The sequence below is a fragment of the Mucilaginibacter lacusdianchii genome, from assembly GCF_009770985.1.
GTDB classification, from domain to species: Bacteria; Bacteroidota; Bacteroidia; order Sphingobacteriales; family Sphingobacteriaceae; genus Mucilaginibacter; species Mucilaginibacter lacusdianchii.
This window is the reverse complement of sequence record NZ_WSRW01000001.1, coordinates 1,136,661-1,154,580: the sequence shown is the minus strand read 5'-3', so window position 1 is coordinate 1,154,580 and position 17,920 is coordinate 1,136,661. Positions and strand designations below refer to the sequence as shown.

Genomic DNA, 17,920 nt, shown 5'->3' with positions numbered 1-17,920 from the left:
GCTGATGATGTTATGAGCTATATTACAAAGTGGCATTATTAGCCTTATGCATGATTTTACAAATTATCTTTTTAATATAAAAATATGGCACGCAATGCAGTCTTCTTTGTACTATACCCCTTCTACAATGGCATAGAAGAGTGTGAAGCTCCAATTAGCAGTTGGATGTAATTTAGTTTAATAAGGATATGGCTTTTAATAAAATACTGACAGTGTTCAATGCTAACTTTGTGTATTTAGCTGATTGAACAAGGGTATGTTACAGATATTTCTGTATTATGAACATTTTTTCCCCTTTCCCCTACACAAAGTAGTAAGCCTAAATTTCCAAAAAGTTTTCCTGCATGGATTCGAACCACGATTTTCTGAACCAAAATCAGACGTGCTACCGTTGCACCACAGGAAAATATTGTAGAACGTAAAGGACTTGAACCTTTAACCATCACCGTATAAGGGTGCCGCTCTTACCAATTGAGCTAACGTTCCTTATTGTAAATTAGTAGGGTAGCCCGGACTCGAACCGGGAGCCTCCACATCCCAAATGTGGTAATCTGACCAATTGATATACTACCCTGCAAAATGCTCTAAAACAAAAAATCCCCTTAGATTTATCTAAGAGGATTCTGAATATTTGTTATGTTATTTCAATACATACCCATTCACCTCTGATAAATCAGTTGCGGCAATTGTATCTGTATTGTTATTGTTTTCATGCTGCAAGTATACACATTATTTTTTAAATCAAGAATTTTCTTGAAAAAAAATTAAATGTTAGAAGTGTGCATGATAAATATTATCGTATTATCTCTGTGTAACTTATCAATTCATAATTTTTATCTTTAAACCTTAAACTTTATCACTATGTCCGAAAACAATCTAAGCTTTCAAAACGCAATTACCGGTTTACAGCAAGTTCCAAGAAGAAGAAAACTGCTCCCGTGGTGGGTGTTAATATTTACCTGGATGTTCTTAATATTTGGAGCCGCAGTTCCCGTCATAATTATACTGGGTTTACTCAAATTTAAATTTCAAATATCACTTCTGGGTTTATCTACCTACGATCCTCTTTCATTTACTGCCGCATTTTTAGTATTAGTTTATCTGTATAAAGGAATAGTTGCTTTGGGGTTATGGACTGAAAAAGACTGGGCGGTTAAAGCAGCTAAAATTGATGCTATATTAAGTATAGCCGTTTGCTGTTTTGCGATGGTTTATACGTGGATAGTACCCCAAATTGCAGAAGTGCACAATTTTAGTTTCAGGCTTGAGCTGGTGGTTATTATACCTTATTTAATTAAAATGAACAAAATACAAGCCGCTTGGGAAAACTTTAATGACAGAGAATTGCAGCATAACGATGCTTATGTAAAAAGCTAGCTTCTTCACTTATCTGTTAGTAAAAATTATTTTCAAATAATTTTACTGCGCAAAAAGACTGCGCAGTGGCCTTCAATCTTTGTATCAACAAATCACAAAAGGAGGCTTGCAATGAAATTCAACCTGTTAAGCAAAGCAAAAAATATATGGGTAAACCACGAAGGTGCTAAGGCTTACGCTATGTCGCCCGAGATGGAGCTGTACACTACAGTGGTAACCTGGTCGCTCAACGACTCTTTTTACGAAAAGGATGAAGACCGGTTAAATCGTTTGCGTGCGCTAATAGCTAAATGGAATCCGGTGTTTGTGGGTAAGCTGGCTGTTTATAGTCGTACCAAAATGTATATGCGTTCGGTGCCGTTGGTATTGGTAACCGAGCTGGCCAAAATCCATTCAGGCGATGATTTAATTGCACGCGTAACCGATAAGGTGATTAACCGTGCCGATGAAATTACCGAGCTGCTGGCCTGCTACCAGCAACTTAACCAGCGAACCGGCCCTAAAAAGCTAAACCGCCTGAGCAAGCAGTTGCAAAAAGGTTTATCAGTAGCTTTCAATAAGTTTGATGAGTATCAGTTTGCCAAATACAATAGGCCAACTGATGTAAAGCTACGCGATGCCTTATTTTTGGTTCACCCAAAGGCTAAAGACGAATTGCAGCAAATGCTGTTTAATAAAATAGTGAAAGGCTTGTTGCAAACGCCTTATACTTGGGAAACCGAACTATCAGCCTTGGGCCAACTTAGCTTTGACAGCGAAGAAGCTAAAGCTGAAGCATTTAAAGCCAAATGGGAAGAATTGATTGATAGTGGTAAACTGGGCTATATGGCTATGCTGCGTAACCTGCGCAACATCTTGGAAGCAGGCGTGTCTTATCAGCACATCCAAAAAGTATGCTCGGTATTATCATCTGCCGAACAAGTAGCCAGGGCCAAACAGTTTCCGTTCCGTTACCTTTCGGCTTATCGCGAGTTGGTTAATATTGACGCCAAGCCGCAAGGCCGTAGTTTTACTGAAAAGGTAAGCCGCTTGCTGTTAAATGGCAACATGGGTTATACCGGTGATGTATTACAAGCATTAGAAAAAGCCGTACAGGCTAGTGCGGCTAACATCAAAGGTTTTGATGATAACACGCGGGTATTGTTGGCATGTGATGTATCCGGCTCTATGCAAAAACCTGTTTCGGCTAAATCAAAGGTGTTGCTGTATGATGTTGGTTTGATGCTGGCTATGTTGTTGCAATCGCGTTGTAAAAATGTGCAGGTAGGCATGTTTGGCGATAAATGGAAAACTATAATTATACCACGGCATAACATACTGGGCAACGTGCAAGAGTTTTACCGGCGCGAAGGCGAGGTAGGCTATGCCACTAATGGTTACCTGGTTATTAAAGACCTATTGAACAATCGTGTGCAGATGGACAAAGTGATGCTATTTACCGATTGCCAGTTGTGGAACAATACCGGCAACAATGCGCATATCCAAACGCTATGGGTGCAATACAAACAGAAAGTAGCACCTGCTGCCAAGCTGTATATGTTTGACCTGCAAGGTTACGGCCAAGCGCCTTTGCAGTTAATGCAGCAAGATGTATATCTGTTGGCTGGCTGGAGCGATAAAATATTTGAAGTACTGGATGCTTTGGATAAAGGTGGCTCGGCCCTGACAGAGATTAATAAAGTTGAATTGTAAATAGTATGGGCACATGGCATGCTCATACTTGAAATTAAAAAATAAGGATGCCGTAGAAACGGGTTACTTCGCTACCATTGGATGGGGGAGGGCAGTGTGGTGCAAGCCGTGCTGTGGGTTCGAGTCCCAAAAGCGGTCCCCCGGCCCGAATCGCCTGTTGCTCTTTATAATAAGAAGGTGGCGTAAATGAGCATTGCTTCGTTGGATCTGTAGTCGGAACTTTGTTTACGTGCAGGTAAAAGTAGCTCATTGCATTTACCCCTTCCTTTTAGTCGGGATATACAACATTAAGGTGCCGTAGATGTACGCTACTTCGTGTCGCCGGTTCGAGTCCGGTCATTGCACTTGTGCAGTGTAGCTCAGTTTGGGTAGAGCAGAAAGCTGTTTAGCCATACGTATATCGGTTATTGCCCTTAACCTCATAAAGAGGATGCCGTAAGGCCGCGTTACTTCGTTTTCTTAAAAAAAATTTATAGTCGCTGCCTGCTTGTTGCTCCTCTTTTTATCTTTTATAAATCTACCCTAAACCGACATAATATTAGCTATTGTTGTTTAGGCCGTAACGTTCTGAATATTTTAAGTGCCAGCGATTGCTGTTGTGGTGTTAAATTGTGGCCAGCAATTACCCATGCCGGGTATTGCATGCTATTAAACCTGTTTCCCTTTCATCGCGCATATACACACCGGTAATGCCTTTCTTGCCAGGCTTAGGCCATACCAAACGGCGGTAGTGATGATCAACGGTATCTACAATTACATTATGATCTTTTATTTCCTGAGGAATGGTTATAGGTAACTGAAAGCGGAATTTACGGTATGCGCAATTGGCTATGTAATCACATCCTTCGGCAAAAGCACTGTCTGTCTTAACGGATGGCCTTACATTTAAAACGCTGGTTTCAACCCAATCTACATCCGGATATTTAAGCTTGTTCAGATACATCATTATAGCAGCATCTTTCCACCAGCCTTGTTTTATATATTCTTGGGTATTGGCAACTAAGGTATCGGAGTAAGCACCATAATCATAGCCTAGTGTCATATCCTTGCTCACAAAATTACCCACATCAGAGTCAATACCACGCTCCGGTTTTAACCTGAATCCTCGCGGGAAATCAATCAGGTAACTACCCAAGTCCATGGTAAGCCAGCCCAGTTGAAAATTACTGCAGCTTGTCATGACAGTTAATAAGAATATTATACCCATTATGGCTATTGCATTTTTCATAGCCGTGGTTTAAGGTTTTATGTGCAACCTGCTTCCGGCTGTATGGGCATTAAATTCAGGCGCATACATGCTTTGTACGGTGCTGATACCAGTGGCAAAGTTTCCGGGTTGTACTGCCCTTAAACTATATTCGAGTACATAGCTGCCCTTGTTTAACCGGTCGATAAAGAAATTGGTAGCCACATCTCGGCTTACCTGGTAATAGTATAAGCCATCCTGATATTTAGCGGCCGAAAGTATATCTACAGGTTCTGTACCAGCCGGGCGCATATCTTTCAGGTGAATGTATTCATAATCGCGCTCTGCTTTTAAATATACTACCACCTTTAACAAATCACCTGTTTTAGGTTGATGCTGCGCGTCTATTGCTGTAAGAACTTCACCTGCACTGTCATGCGTTACAATGAAATACTTACGTTCCAGATGTAAGTCGGTGTTTGATGAAGAGATTTTATCCATCTGCTCTGTATACTGCCAGTGTAACGCGCCCCAACTTATTGTTTTGCTCTTATTGGTTACCTGTGCATTGGCTAGTGCTGGTTTAATCTGCTCATCTGTAAACGTGGCTTTAATATAACCAGTACCGGCATCAGCTTGCAAATTTGGCTTTAACTGGCTTAGCAACTGACCTCCTAATTTTATCTCAGTGCCTTGCATTGAATTTAACAGATTGTCAGCACCGCGCATCAGCAAGGCATAGCATGCGGCTGCAGTGGCTTTAGTAGTGGCCCAGTTATGCGTTTGCTTATTGCGCAGCAGCCATATCTTCATTTCATTAACGGCTTTAGCATTATTGCCCATTTCGGTAAACAGTTCAATCATGAGCGATTGCGTTTCAACAGGCGATTCGTACCAGAACCAGCCTCTGCGGTTTTTTGACCAGTACATGCCCATTTCGTCAGATTGCTGTGCAGTTTCCAGTAACGAGCGTACAATTTGTTTAGCTTCTTCTGCGTGATTATACCGGTGCAGTGTTAATGCAATTAGCCCTTGCTCATAAAAGTTTTGCGTTTGCCATTGCCTTGCGGCTAAATTCAGGTAAGCCTGCAGTACGGTATTAAGTGATGGACCTATTTTAGCTTTTTCATAATAACTGCGGGCATACCATGCATGCACCTGTATAGGGTTAAGTGCCTGCGGCGCGCGCAATTTGCTGTTTTTTACTTCAGCTGATGCATCATTCAGCAGCCGCTTGTCCAGATAAGCGAGGGCTTTTTCGCTGACTGCCTTTAATTTGTCATTGGGTTTAATATGCTGTAACTGGCCTACACCGGCAATGATGTGCTGGGTGATGTAACGGTTGGTACGATTGCCGCCAAACCACGGAAAGCCTCCGTCTGGCAATTGCATTTTCAATAGTTTACTTAAGGCCTCATCTTGCTCATAAGCCAATTTATTTATATCAAATAATAAAGCAATGCGCTTGTGCTGTTCTTGTTCATCCTGTGCGTCGTGCAGCCAAGGTGTTTCTTCCAGCAGAATAGTTTTCAACTCAGGATTTTTTTCCAGGTTTGATAGGAAAGCTTTGCCATCGCCAGATTTCCAGCGGTCAAACACTTTGCTGATTTGCGGATTATGGCTGATGACGGCCGCCGCCAAGCTATTGGCGAAATACCGGCTAAAAGTTTGCTCGGCACACTCGTATGGAAATTCTATTAAGTATGGCATGGCCTGTATGGCATACCATGCCGGGCTTTGCGTATATTCTAAGGTTAGTGTTTTGCTTTGAAGGGTAGTGCTTTGCGGCTGTACCATCTTATCTAACGTAAAGTTGCGGGTTTGGCCGGCGCGTACCAGCATAGGCACAGATTCGGTAACCAGCATCCGGTTGCTAAGTATAGGTAATGTGTTTTCTTCGCCATCGGTATGCTCGGCACTTTCTGCTGTTAACCGGTAGGTAACCGCATCTAAGCCAGAAGGTACAATAAGTGTAAAGCTTGTGGCCTTAGTGCTATTACCGGCAATGTTAAATGCCTGTTGGCCTTGCTGTGGTTTCAATAGTAGATTAACTGGTTGCTGATTAATAGCATTAAGCCATTGTAGTTGCACATGGCCTTTCAGTGTTTGAGGCGTAAGATTAACCAAACGGGCCGATACTGTTATAGTATCGCCTTCTCTTAAAAAGCGTGGCATGTTAGCGCTAATCATCAGTTGCTTTTGCGTTACAGCCTCATGCTCTATCGTTCCGGCAGTCAAACTTTGTGTATGTGCAAAGGCTTTGAAATGCCAGCGGGTTAAGGCATCGGGCATAGTAAAATCCATTAGTATTTGCCCTTTTTCATCGGTGTGTAGTTGCGGGTAAAAGAACGCCGTTTCGTTAAAGCTTTTGCGTAGGGTGATGGGTTTAGTTAACCTGAAAGCTGGCTCTGCCGAGTTTAAATCTTGCTGAATAGGAGGCTCTTTTTCGCGTATCTGCTCATCCTGTTTTGTAATAGGTGGCGGAAAAGCCACTTGCTTAGCCAGTGGCTTATTCATATAACCATATGCGTTACTTTCGGCTACAGCATAGCTTACCGGTGCATTGCCAACAGGCTCATCAATACGTACTGTTTGGGTTGGGTCACCTTTAATAGACTTTTGGCCTGGGTCGGCAGTTACAAGGTCTACTAATTTTCTTTTTAACATAATGGTAAGCCGCTCACCGGGCTGCGTTGATGCCTCGGTGGCTTGGTAATAGGGATGGGTAAATTGAAGTATGGCACGATTAGGTACTTTAATTCTGAAATATCCTGATGAATTAGAACGGGTGGTAATCCTGTTGTTTTTAATCCTAACTATCACATTGGGTAAACCAAGACCGATATCTGCATCTGCAACCAAGCCAATCACATCATATCCGTTATTAACTAGCCTCGCGTTTTTTAAGTATAGCGCGGCCAGTGACTTATCGCTTAGGGCGGCATTTTTTAAATGTCTGGTTCGTTCAATATATTGCGAATAATAGTATTCGTAGCTGGCTAAACCCAGCGCTTCGTACTGGCGCTCTGTAGTAATGGGAGGTGTTTCAAAGTAAATGCGGGTTTTCTCACTTTCGGCAATATCAGTTAGCTCAGTGTCGTCCCAGGTAAAATAGTCGGGCAAATGAGGCGTCTGGTTTAGGTCGTAAGCCCAACTGGTTGCCGGGGTAATTTTATCCAGCGCTGCATCGTACAAGGTTGCCACCATTTCGGCCATTTCTTTTGACGGGCCATTGTTTCCTACCTGCAAACGCCATTGTTCTTTTTGGCCGGGTTGCAACTTGTTGCGGTAAGTAAGTAACCGTATAGGCAGCTTTTTACTGGTATCGGTTACTGTAATATTTTGGTAAGAGGTATACAACCGGTTGTCTTTAATCATTAAAAACTGTACCTGAATACTGTTTTTACCGGCCATAGATGCTACTTTAATACTTTGCTGATTGATGCCATTCAGCTTCAGCCACTCGGCTGATAATAGCTTATTGCCGTCGTATCTTTCCATCAGCACAGTTGCTTGTTGGTTGATACCTATCCTAAACTCTGCCAGCCCTCCTTTATATATAGTAGCAGACAGGGGAGTTACCCAATCCTTTATGTTTTGAGCGGGTGCAGGCTCTTTAATCACTTGCAGGTATTGTATCAACTGTACCGTATCACCCTCTAAGCTTCTTCCACTGATGATAACCTGGTAGGTGCCCGATGGTTGGTGGTGCAGTTCCTGTAGGTTTAACACAGGTGCTTGTATGGTATCGGCAGTAAATTCTTTTGTAAGTATTAAACCGGCTTTATGCCATTTGGTAACATCATCTTCCTGCTGATAGGCATAATCAGGAAAGTTTGCTTTAAAATCATCGTGGCTTAAAAGAGTTAAATCCGGCACCTCCCATAAGCGGGACTTGAATACCTGCGGCGGATGGCTCAGCGCATATACCCTCACTTTAATGTTGCCCGGTAAAAGCTGATCGTTGAGATTGATAAACTTTAGGGGTACTATATCTTCTGATTGAGTTGTTAGCTTTTTGGGAAGTTTTATATCTAATTTAACGGGCTGATGGCTCACATTCACCGTTTGTTCGGCGGTTTGTGTTTCGCCGCTGCCGTCTGTTACGGTAGCATTAATTTGGTATTGGTAAATTAGAGAATAGTCTTCTTCGGTCTTTTCGGCTTTAAATTTTATTTGAAACAGGCCATTGTTATCGGCAGTTACAGTATCCGTTTCGAAATCATCAATAGATTCTGGAACCTTTGTGTATTTATCTTCAACGAGTTTTGGGTTGTCATAATCCAAGTTAATATGATAAGCTACCCGTGCTTGCGATATTCCGTAGCCCGAAAAGGCGGTTACCTTACCTTGCAGTACCACTGTGTCGTTTAGCCGGTAGCTTTGTTTAACAGGTAAAAACGTTACCTGAAAAGTGGGTCTTTTATATTCTTCTATACGGATGTTTGCACTGCCAAATGCTGTAGCAATTTGGAAATTACCGTTTAGTAAGTTGGTTGGCAAAACAAAAGATCCTGCAGCGGAACCAAACTCGTTGGTGCGTAAACTTTGAGTTTGCAGTTTTTTGTTATACTGTCCGGTCAAAAAAATGTCTATCGCCTGATTAGGCATCAGCGAATTGGTGCCTTTTGATTTTTTCAGTTGCAAGGCCTTAAAATATACCGTTTGCCCCGGCCTGTAAATTTCCCGGTCGGTAAAAATGATGGTGTGAATAGCCGGCAAATTGTTGTAGTCATCGTATTGTCTGCCCGATGTATAAGTGTCTTTTCTTAACAGATAATCATTCTGTTGCTTTAGCTCTATATCATAATAGTTCTGCGCAGATTTAAATATATACTGCCCGTCTTGGTTAGTAAGCCCTTGGCTAATGATATGCTTCTGAGATATTTTACCTTTCTCAACCCGGTTAGAAATAATTACTTGTACATCTTTTAAAGGCGTACCGGTTTCGCGGTGCAGTACTCTAATATCGTGTATGCCATTGGGCTGCCTGCGCGAGGTGTAAGCTAAGCTTGAGAGCTGAAACGCTACTAGTTGTGTTAACCGCTGGTTTCGTGCTGAATCTTCTAACAGTAAAACATAATTGCCAGCAGTTTGCGGGTTAATTTTAAATTCTACATGATGTTTGTGATAATCACGTGTGGCTGGCAGGGTCAAAAAATCATTTTGAACAGGCTTAATGCGTTGCAGGTACTGCAATAATTTAGGGCTTGATTGCAGCCCGTTTCCATCATAGCCTTTATTCAGTTTCAATAACTGGCTATGGTGCTCTTCTGTAAGCTTAAAAATTTTAAAACGTATAGCATTTAGATTACGGTATTCCAGCAATGCCAGTAAAGGGTGGCCAGGCATATTTACATCTTCAACAGTTGCGGTTAACTCTTGTTGCTTTATATCTTTAATCAGCAGAAATGCGTTTTGTCCGCCTAGGCTGCGCGGAAAGGTTTGGATTGCTTTTTGTAAATAGTACAATGCTGTAACCAAGCTATCTTTATTATAATGATACTCGCCAATAAGTACCAACGCATCTGCGCTGATGGGCTTATCGGCTACCGATGTGGCTACCTGTTTTAAAGCCTGCAGGTATAAGGTATCTTTTTGAGCAAAAGATGCTTTGTCATGAATTAATTTTAAACGTTTGATATCTAAATCGGCAAGGGCTTCACTGTTTTTGTCTTTTAAGTGAAATTGCGTGCCCTGTTGCAGATAATAAAGTCCCCTGTAAAGTACAGAAGCGGTATCAGTAGTGTTGATGGTTAAATTGGCAAAGGTATGGCTATTGGTAAAAAACTGGGGAGTGTTTATTTTAAACGGGTTGCGCGTTTTAGGTAAATCAATTTCATCGCTCAGATAAAAATCGAGAGCACGATGCAATAGTAAATCGTACAAAGTAGGGCGCAGATAGCGGGTCCCTTTATCGCCAATTAAAGCGGCATCGAATACCTGAGCCGATGTTTGCTGCTCTTGCTGCCAGCTGAGTAATGAACTTTGATATAATTGGCTGGCGTGCTCAAGCAGTGTTTGTATATCCCAGCGGGTAAAATCGGACTCTGAATTTTCCAGCCTGCTGCGCCTGCTTATTTCCCAGCGGTTATCCTTGTAACACTGCCAGTACACTTCGGCCAGCAACGATTGCAGAACCGGCTTTACCGGGAAATTTGATTTCTGTATGTCTGTTTTTAAGCGGTTTATGGTTGTAGCCAAAGCATCCTCTTGCATATAGCTCTGAAACCGGTTGCGATACAAGGTAACCTTCACCAGTTGGGCGGCATCATTGTTGTTTTGACGAGCTAGTTGCTCCAATTTATCAACTTCAATTAAAGCCGATTTCGGGCGGCCAATGTTGGCTAAAGAATCAATACGAAAAGCAAGATTATTGTAACTCTGCGCACTTACAAACTGGCACATACAGCTTAACAGTATAATCAATAAGCCTTTTTGTATGAATGAAACGTGATAAGACATGAAGTATATTAGGTTGATAGGTGTAAGGTAATAAGTTAAGTGCTTATGTTGAATAGGTTGTAGCAATTTCTGCGCTATTATAGCGAGTATAAATTACTTTTCTTCCCTTACCTCATTTGCTGGCTTCTCAACATGATCATATCTTTCGAGCGACTTGGCCAGGTTTTGCTTCAGCTGTTTTACCAATATCCTTGGTCCGAGCACTTTTATTTTGGAACCAAAACCTAGCAGCTCGCGTTCCAGTTCATAATTTAAAATCACCTTTATGCTAAAAACTTTTCCCTCGTTTTCTTCTGCCAAAAATTTTTGCGTGTGGTGCAGCGGCTTGGTCACAATGTAAGGCGCATTGGCATTATCAATCCAAAAAACAACCTCACAATCGCGCTGGCCGGGCGATTTGGTGACGCCAATGACATCATTGTAATAAGTTGCCAGATCAATTACCGTGTTCTCCCGGTACATTTCCTCGTGTTCTTCAATCGACTCAATGCGGTCTAAGGCTAAGTTTAGTAAATGTCCGCCCCGGCCATGGCGCATACCTAATATGAACCAACGGTTACGGTATTCTTTCAACAAGTACGGACTAAAACAAAACGTACTGGCCTCGCGTGCCTTAAAAGATTGATAGGTTACACAAAGTGTTTTCTTGGCCACGATGGCTTTACGTATGCCTTCAATATAATCTAAGCCCTTCAAATTATCATTTCTTTCAAAATCAACCACCGGCGGGCAGTGCGTTCTTTGCGAATAGATTTTATCCTCCAGTTTACTGACCATCTCGTTCAGGTCGGCAAAATGATTAAAGCCTTTGAACTGCTTCAGTAAGGTAGATACCTCGCTCAGTACCTGCATATCCTGCTGGCTGATGGGGCTGTTGGTGATACTGTAATTTTTATCGGCGTAGGTGTAATACTTACGGTCAACCACAATAATCGGCGCTTCATACCCCAGCTTATTACTGCGCATCATTTCGATATCGGCTTGTACAGACCGGCGACTCACGCCCTTGTCAATACCTTCAAACTCGTACAAAGCATCTGAACAGGCATCAATCAAATCTTCCAGTGTCCATTTCTTGTAGCGGTTGCGCAGGCAGTTATCAATGGTGCGGTAGCGGATTAAGGCATTGCGGTTGACAGGCATAGGGTTGGCTTTAAGAGTGCAGATTAAATTTTGGAAATGTTTGGGTAGTTAAATATTACTGGTTCATAAACCTATTAAAAGATTGCCAATACTTATCTTTGAAAATGTTATAAGTAATTTGTAATTCGTGTTGATATGCTTTCTGAAGATCATCGATAATCTTAGCAGGTTTTCTAAAATCCTTACAAGCCAGGTAAATATTTCTTGTGTTATCAGCAGTTTCACGGCCTATATTCAAGAATCCTTCATAGTCTTTTAAGTCTTCCATCAGTTTATCTTCAATTTTTTCAAGCAGGGCAGATGTTGCTTTATCCGGCATTCCGTTTTGATTTTCGCTAGTATACCTTATTTCTATGTCTGCAATCCACGGGTGCGAGGCTTTTGCATTCCAATTAAGCAAATCTGTATTCATCACGGCAATCAGCGGCTTCCCATCTTTCAACGTGCCTTCTAATATTGAATACCTATCGTTATCTATAGTATGCTGTATTGCGTCATATTTTTCTACAAACTCTTTTTCTCTCCAAACTAAATAAGGCTTTAGTTTATTAATAGGAATTAACTCTTTAGTTGCTTCGTTTTTTCCTGTAATCGTCAAGTTATCTATAGTGGTTGCAAACTCTAGTTCTCCTAAATAATTATCCAAAAAAAGATAGATGCCATTACCTATTGAAGCTTTGTCATCTTCATTATAATTATGATAAACAACAATTAAGTTTATCTCGTCGGGATAACTGCTGTCATCATTTACATAAAAACTTAAGTTATCACAATTAAATTCATATCCCGCCATCTTAAGACCAAAGCTATCTTTGGATGGAGGTTTCAACGCCGTAAACTTCCATCCTGGAATTGAGGGAGCTGCTTTTACTAATTCTTCTACAAAAACGATGTTTTGAATAACGCCATCTGCTGTTAAAATTAATTCAACAGTGTTTTCATCTAACATTCCAGTTAAAAAGAAAATGTCTTTTCTGATTTCTTGCAGCTTTGGTGAAAGCTTGTTTAAGAATTGCGCCTCAATATCTCCCTTACTCTTGACAACTTTGTGGAAGAATTTTTCGTTTTCTTTGAACCAAGCCCAAAAGTCTGAGTAGGTTGAGAAAGGGCCTTTCTTTTTTGTAAACAGGCTTTTAAATAAACTCATTGATTAATTTTTAAAGGTTTAGGGTAATTATAACAAACTGTTGATATACGTATTAATATCAGTTCATTAAACTTTGTAATAATATTAAATAATTTTTACTGCGCAAAAAGACTGCGTACCTAACGTTAATCTTTGTATCGTCAATCAAAAATGAAGTCATGGAAAAAGAAAAAATAAGCAATGGCGAGATTAGTAACTTAGGTGTAACTGATTTAGAGCTGATTATTACTTTTAGCCGGGTGGCTAACGGCTTATTAAAGCACAACGTAATGGATAAGCCGCAGATATTAGCCAACCTGGAAGCCCTTATTGACGACCCGATGCCTTATGCCCTTAAAAAGGGGGGCAAGTTTAAAAACCTGGCCGAAAAGGTAATTGAACTGCGTAAAGAAGGCAAGTTTGTAAAACAGCAACGCTCGGTACATGAGCTTAAAAAAGAGATAGCCAATTTTCCGGTTTACGGGGTAGAAAATATAGAACCCGGTGCGCTGGCGCAAATGCGAACAGCTATACAATTGCCCATAGCTGTTGCCGGTGCGCTGATGCCGGATGCGCATCATGGTTATGGTTTACCTATAGGCGGCGTATTGGCTACACGTGCCGATACTATTATTCCTTATGCCGTGGGTGTAGATATTGCCTGCCGTATGTGCTTGAGTATTTTTGATTTGCCGGCAGATTCCATTGATGCAAAACAAGATGATTTGAAAAGCTTGCTGTTAAACAACACGCATTTTGGTATTGGTAGTGAAACTAAAAGCCACTATGATACTACACTATTTGACCGGCTTGAGTGGAGTGCCACCAAGCAGATCCGTTCTTTAAAAAATAAGGCATATAAGCAATTAGGAACTTCGGGTACTGGCAACCATTTTGTGGAATGGGGTGAACTTAATGTTAGCGAAGGGGCTTTAGATGGTGTACCGTCAGGTAACTACCTGGCTTTGCTGTCACATTCGGGCTCACGTGGCTTTGGTGGCAGCATTGCAGCTTACTACTCGGAAATTGCCATGAAGAAAACCAAGCTGCCGCAAGAGGCCAAACACCTGGCTTGGCTAGACATGAATTCCGAAGAAGGGCAAGAGTATTGGATTGCCATGAACCTGGCGGGCGATTATGCCAGCGCCAACCACCATGAAATACATAATAAAATAGCCAAAGCCATGAAGCTGGAGCCGCTGATGCGTATAGAAAACCACCATAATTTTGCTTGGAAAGAACAATTGGCCGATGGTACCGAGGTAATGGTACACCGCAAAGGTGCCACACCGGCAGGCGAGGGGGTACTAGGCATTATTCCGGGAAGCATGAGCACGCCGGGTTTTGTGGTGAGGGGTAAGGGCAATGCCGAGTCTATCAATTCCGCCTCACATGGTGCCGGGCGTTTAATGAGCCGAAGCGCCGCTTTCAAAACCATTAAGCGCGACTTAGTAGCGGCTGAGCTTTTGGATAAAAAGATTACCCTGCTGGGTTCTGATCTGGACGAGGCGCCTATGGTGTACAAGAATATTCATACCGTAATGGCTGCACAGCACGACTTGGTGGATGTATTAGCCAAATTTCAGCCTAGAATTGTGCGGATGGCGGATCCGAAAGAAAGGCCGGAGGATTAGGATAAGGGCATTTTACCTCATGCAAGTAAAGACTATGTAAGATGGAATGGATTGAGAAGTATATAAAAAGGCCCAATTGCCCAATAAGGCAAATTTAGATAAAGCAGAAAAATATTAGAACAAGTTTCTAATCAACACATTTGTAACATTAACTCTTTCAATACATAATATGTATACTGAAAACAAATGCATTGCTTATAAAATGATATAGGCTTCAAACATTGTGTTTGAAGCCGTTTGCGGAATGGATGGGACAAGCGTTCCGCCAAATATGCCGATGTTTGTTAATGATCACACTGACGCGCAGTAAGTCCTTACATAGAAGTTGCTGTGTTTTTCAATGTTTTTGATCGCCTAAAACTAGCAGGCGTTACGCTAAATTTTTTTTTAAATAATCGGTTAAATGCCGCTTCCGAACCGTAACCGACCTGATTAGCAATAACACTTACCTTAAGTTGACTTTTTAGAAGCATTTCTTTTGCTTGTTGCATGCGCCAATTTTGAAGATAGGTAAGCGGAGTTTGGCCTACTAAAGATTTGAATGTATTAAAAAATTGAGTTCTTGACATACCTGAAAATTTGGCGAGTTCAGCCATAGTCCAGTTTCTTTTAGGGAAATTCTGTATGTACTGCAAAGCGGTACTTATTCTTTGATCTGTCAATGCCGATAAAAACCCATGGTCAATAACCTTTCGTTCTAAACAAGCACGTATTAAATGTATAAAAAGTGCTTCTGATAAACGGTTCACCATAATATCACTTCCAGCATTTGGTTGTTTAATTTCTATCAGTATCTGGTCGGTAGTAAGCTCAACCCAATCTTGCTCGTTTTCATGAAGTGCTTTTAAATATAATAAATCAGGTAAATGTGTTATAAGAGGGTGCTCATATTGATCATCAAATTCAAAATGGCCGCCCAACATCTTGGTTTTAGAATTCCCATCTAAAAAATAAGCGTTGGGTGTATCCCTAAAATCTATATAAGTTTTTAGGGGAATTTTCATACTGTCAGATTTATGGGATATAGAGTGTTTACTTCCATTGGGTATTAACACTAAATCCCCTTTGGCCATCTCTATACTAACCCGTTCTTCTATCTGAAGCCAACAGGGGCCTTCTAATAATTTCCAAAACTGTAAAAATCGACTTTTAGGCAACTCAATTCCCCAAGGAGCAGCTGCCTCGAATTTTCGGTACACAACTCCTTTGAACTTTATTAATTCTAAAACCTTACTTAATACATCCATCAACTTTGTACGATCCATCAAATTTATGGAACAATTTAGTCTGTTTAGTACGAATTGAGATAATAGCTTTGAAAAAACTTTAAACCATGACTAATGAAGAATTAAAAACCGTTTTTGAAAACTATCTGAAAGCATTTGCGAAAGACTCTTTTGTTGAGCAGGAGCAACTGCTGAATTCCAGTGTGGCAGAAGACGTTGTATTTACGAATCCTGGCGTGAATGGCAAAGGACGATGTCAACTGCTGGCACATGCAATTAACTTCCAAAAAAAATTTCCTGGCGGCTATTTTTGCTTGAATTGGTTCCGACACCAACACGGGCAAGTTCTATCAGAATGGACGCAATACGACAAACAAGGTGTTGCGCTTTTTACAGCCCACAGTTATGCCCAGCTAAATGATAAAGGCCTTTTAATACACTTAGCGGGATTTTGGGCCGAAGGAGCAGTTTAATGGAATCGTTGGATGTGATCTGATAAACGGTGTTTAGAATTACATGCCTTGAGGTTCTTACCAAATGCTCACTGTTTTCTTAGGAAAGTTTGCATTTTTTGTGCTTTGGGGCAAATAAAAAAGCCTGTAAAATTTAATTTACAGGCTTTTAGTCGTTTTTGACATTGCTTTTAGCGGAATGGACGGGACTCGAACCCGCGACCCCATGCGTGACAGGCATGTATTCTAACCAGCTGAACTACCACTCCTCCCGTTTGGGAATGCAAATATAGAAATGAGTTTTGCATTCCACAAAAATATTTTAAAAAAGTTATGCTACCGAACCTTCTTTCAGTTTCTCGGCATTCTCAGCGAACTGCAGCGATTCCATAATCTCTTGTAAATCACCATTCATAACATTTGGTAGATTGTAAATGGTTAAACCAATGCGGTGCTCTGTAACACGGCCTTGTGGATAGTTATAAGTACGTACTTTAGCCGAACGGTCGCCGGTAGATACCATGGTTTTGCGTTTTTTCGATGTTTCTTCCAGGTGTTTCTGTAGTTCCATCTCGTAAACGCGTGAACGTAGTACTTGTAAAGCCTTGTCATAGTTCTTTAACTGCGATTTCTGATCCTGACACTGGGCCACAATACCGGTTGGAATGTGCGTTAAACGAACGGCAGAGTAGGTAGTGTTCACCGACTGTCCGCCTGGGCCAGATGCACAAAATAAATCCTTACGGATATCGCTTACTTGTAAGTCAATATCAAACTCATCTACCTCCGGCAATACCACTACTGTTGCGGCCGAGGTATGCACACGGCCCTGTGTTTCGGTATCAGGTACACGCTGTACACGGTGTACACCCGACTCATATTTCAGGGTGCCGTAAGCGTCATCGGCCAATACGTTAAACACAATCTCCTTGTAACCGCCTGATGTACCTTCTGTGTAATCCACCAGTTCGGTACGCCAGCCGCGGCGCTCGCAATAGCGCATGTACATGCGGTATAAATCGCCGGCAAACAACGCAGCCTCGTCGCCACCTGTGCCACCACGAATCTCCACAATAGCGTGCTTCGCATCTTCCGGATCTTTCGGAATCAGCATTACACGAATCTCTTCTTCCTTGGCATCACGCTGCTCAATTAACTCATCCAGCTCTATTTTAGCCATTTCCCGAAATTCCTCGTCTTTTTCGGTGGCTAAAATTTCTTTGTTAGTGTCAATATTGCTTAATATGTTTTTATAAATTTTATACTGATCAACAATCAAGGTCAAATCCTTGTATTCCTTGTTCAGCTGGGCAAAGCGCTTCATGTCCGCCATCGCATCCGGACTGCTCAATTGATTTTCCACATCTTGCCAGCGGTCTCTTATCAGCTCTAATTTCTCTAACATCGTTGTTTTATAATTTTGAAAATCAGTTGCAGTGAGGTATCGGTTCTAATAGTCCCGCTTTACACTGCAAGTTTTTTGCCCTGCGGCGGCCATCGCTAAAAAAGCTTTCCGTTACAATCGGGTTTAGCATACGCAGTGCACTGCAAAAAAAGTGTACAAAAGTACGCATTTTCAGGCACATAATTAAATGATAGTAGGTAAGCGGAAGGTAAAA

General features: G+C 41.5%; 10 protein-coding genes and 4 tRNA genes. 4 read left to right on the top strand and 10 right to left on the bottom strand.

What is annotated here, in order from left to right; all coding sequences use genetic code 11:
* Positions 1-335 precede the first annotated feature (335 nt).
* The 3 genes from GPM24_RS05215 to GPM24_RS05205 form a co-directional block, all read right to left on the bottom strand.
* Positions 336-406: transfer RNA gene (locus GPM24_RS05215), tRNA-Gln, on the bottom strand.
* A gap of 6 nt (positions 407-412) precedes the next feature.
* A tRNA-Ile gene (locus GPM24_RS05210) sits at positions 413-486 on the bottom strand.
* A 14-nt stretch (positions 487-500) separates the two neighbouring features.
* Positions 501-574, bottom strand: a tRNA-Pro gene (locus GPM24_RS05205).
* 287 nt (positions 575-861) lie between these two features.
* Between GPM24_RS05205 and GPM24_RS05200 the strand changes: the two genes are divergently transcribed.
* On the top strand, positions 862-1,377 hold the full coding sequence (locus GPM24_RS05200) for a hypothetical protein (protein WP_158825663.1): 516 nt from the start codon (positions 862-864) through the stop codon (positions 1,375-1,377).
* A 111-nt stretch (positions 1,378-1,488) separates the two neighbouring features.
* A complete protein-coding gene (locus GPM24_RS05195; RefSeq protein WP_158825662.1) occupies positions 1,489-3,069 on the top strand; it encodes a TROVE domain-containing protein in 1,581 nt (526 codons plus the stop codon).
* A gap of 622 nt (positions 3,070-3,691) precedes the next feature.
* Here GPM24_RS05195 and GPM24_RS05190 read toward each other — a convergent pair.
* From GPM24_RS05190 to GPM24_RS05175, 4 genes are all read right to left on the bottom strand, one after another.
* Entirely contained in the window at positions 3,692-4,297 is a 606-nt protein-coding gene (locus tag GPM24_RS05190; protein WP_158825661.1) for a hypothetical protein, read from the bottom strand.
* Positions 4,298-4,306: 9 nt separating this feature from the next.
* Positions 4,307-10,720: an alpha-2-macroglobulin family protein gene (locus GPM24_RS05185; RefSeq protein ID WP_158825660.1), complete on the bottom strand. Its 6,414-nt coding sequence runs from the start codon at positions 10,718-10,720 to the stop codon at positions 4,307-4,309.
* Between the two features lie 93 nt (positions 10,721-10,813).
* A complete protein-coding gene (locus tag GPM24_RS05180; RefSeq protein WP_158825659.1) occupies positions 10,814-11,863 on the bottom strand; it encodes a helix-turn-helix transcriptional regulator in 1,050 nt (349 codons plus the stop codon).
* A gap of 55 nt (positions 11,864-11,918) precedes the next feature.
* Positions 11,919-13,010: a DUF695 domain-containing protein gene (locus tag GPM24_RS05175; protein WP_158825658.1), complete on the bottom strand. Its 1,092-nt coding sequence runs from the start codon at positions 13,008-13,010 to the stop codon at positions 11,919-11,921.
* A 158-nt stretch (positions 13,011-13,168) separates the two neighbouring features.
* Between GPM24_RS05175 and GPM24_RS05170 the strand changes: the two genes are divergently transcribed.
* Positions 13,169-14,623 carry an RtcB family protein gene (locus GPM24_RS05170; RefSeq protein WP_158825657.1) on the top strand — a complete coding sequence of 485 codons (1,455 nt, stop codon included), beginning with the start codon at positions 13,169-13,171 and terminating at the stop codon, positions 14,621-14,623.
* Between the two features lie 314 nt (positions 14,624-14,937).
* Here the strand turns inward: GPM24_RS05170 and GPM24_RS05165 are convergent, their stop codons facing one another.
* The gene (locus GPM24_RS05165; RefSeq protein WP_158825656.1) at positions 14,938-15,888 is read right to left on the bottom strand and encodes an AraC family transcriptional regulator; all 951 of its coding nucleotides are present in this window, start codon (positions 15,886-15,888) and stop codon (positions 14,938-14,940) included.
* A 68-nt stretch (positions 15,889-15,956) separates the two neighbouring features.
* Here GPM24_RS05165 and GPM24_RS05160 point away from each other — a divergent pair, with 68 nt between their 5' ends.
* Entirely contained in the window at positions 15,957-16,322 is a 366-nt protein-coding gene (locus GPM24_RS05160; RefSeq protein WP_158825655.1) for a hypothetical protein, read from the top strand.
* A 174-nt stretch (positions 16,323-16,496) separates the two neighbouring features.
* Here GPM24_RS05160 and GPM24_RS05155 read toward each other — a convergent pair.
* Together GPM24_RS05155 and prfA are read right to left on the bottom strand one after the other, a co-directional pair.
* A tRNA-Asp gene (locus GPM24_RS05155) sits at positions 16,497-16,570 on the bottom strand.
* Positions 16,571-16,632: 62 nt separating this feature from the next.
* Positions 16,633-17,706 (bottom strand): peptide chain release factor 1, encoded by a 1,074-nt coding sequence (gene prfA, locus GPM24_RS05150; RefSeq protein WP_158825654.1) that lies wholly within the window; start codon positions 17,704-17,706, stop codon positions 16,633-16,635.
* Positions 17,707-17,920 lie beyond the last annotated feature (214 nt).

Coding starts and splice junctions, on each gene's coding strand:
- GPM24_RS05200 (WP_158825663.1), top strand. CDS start 862: ATGTCCGAAAACAATCTAAGCTTTCAAAACGCAATTACCGGTTTACAG.
- GPM24_RS05195 (WP_158825662.1), top strand. CDS start 1,489: ATGAAATTCAACCTGTTAAGCAAAGCAAAAAATATATGGGTAAACCAC.
- GPM24_RS05190 (WP_158825661.1), bottom strand. CDS start 4,297: ATGAAAAATGCAATAGCCATAATGGGTATAATATTCTTATTAACTGTC.
- GPM24_RS05185 (WP_158825660.1), bottom strand. CDS start 10,720: ATGTCTTATCACGTTTCATTCATACAAAAAGGCTTATTGATTATACTG.
- GPM24_RS05180 (WP_158825659.1), bottom strand. CDS start 11,863: ATGCCTGTCAACCGCAATGCCTTAATCCGCTACCGCACCATTGATAAC.
- GPM24_RS05175 (WP_158825658.1), bottom strand. CDS start 13,010: ATGAGTTTATTTAAAAGCCTGTTTACAAAAAAGAAAGGCCCTTTCTCA.
- GPM24_RS05170 (WP_158825657.1), top strand. CDS start 13,169: ATGGAAAAAGAAAAAATAAGCAATGGCGAGATTAGTAACTTAGGTGTA.
- GPM24_RS05165 (WP_158825656.1), bottom strand. CDS start 15,888: ATGGATCGTACAAAGTTGATGGATGTATTAAGTAAGGTTTTAGAATTA.
- GPM24_RS05160 (WP_158825655.1), top strand. CDS start 15,957: ATGACTAATGAAGAATTAAAAACCGTTTTTGAAAACTATCTGAAAGCA.
- prfA (WP_158825654.1), bottom strand. CDS start 17,706: ATGTTAGAGAAATTAGAGCTGATAAGAGACCGCTGGCAAGATGTGGAA.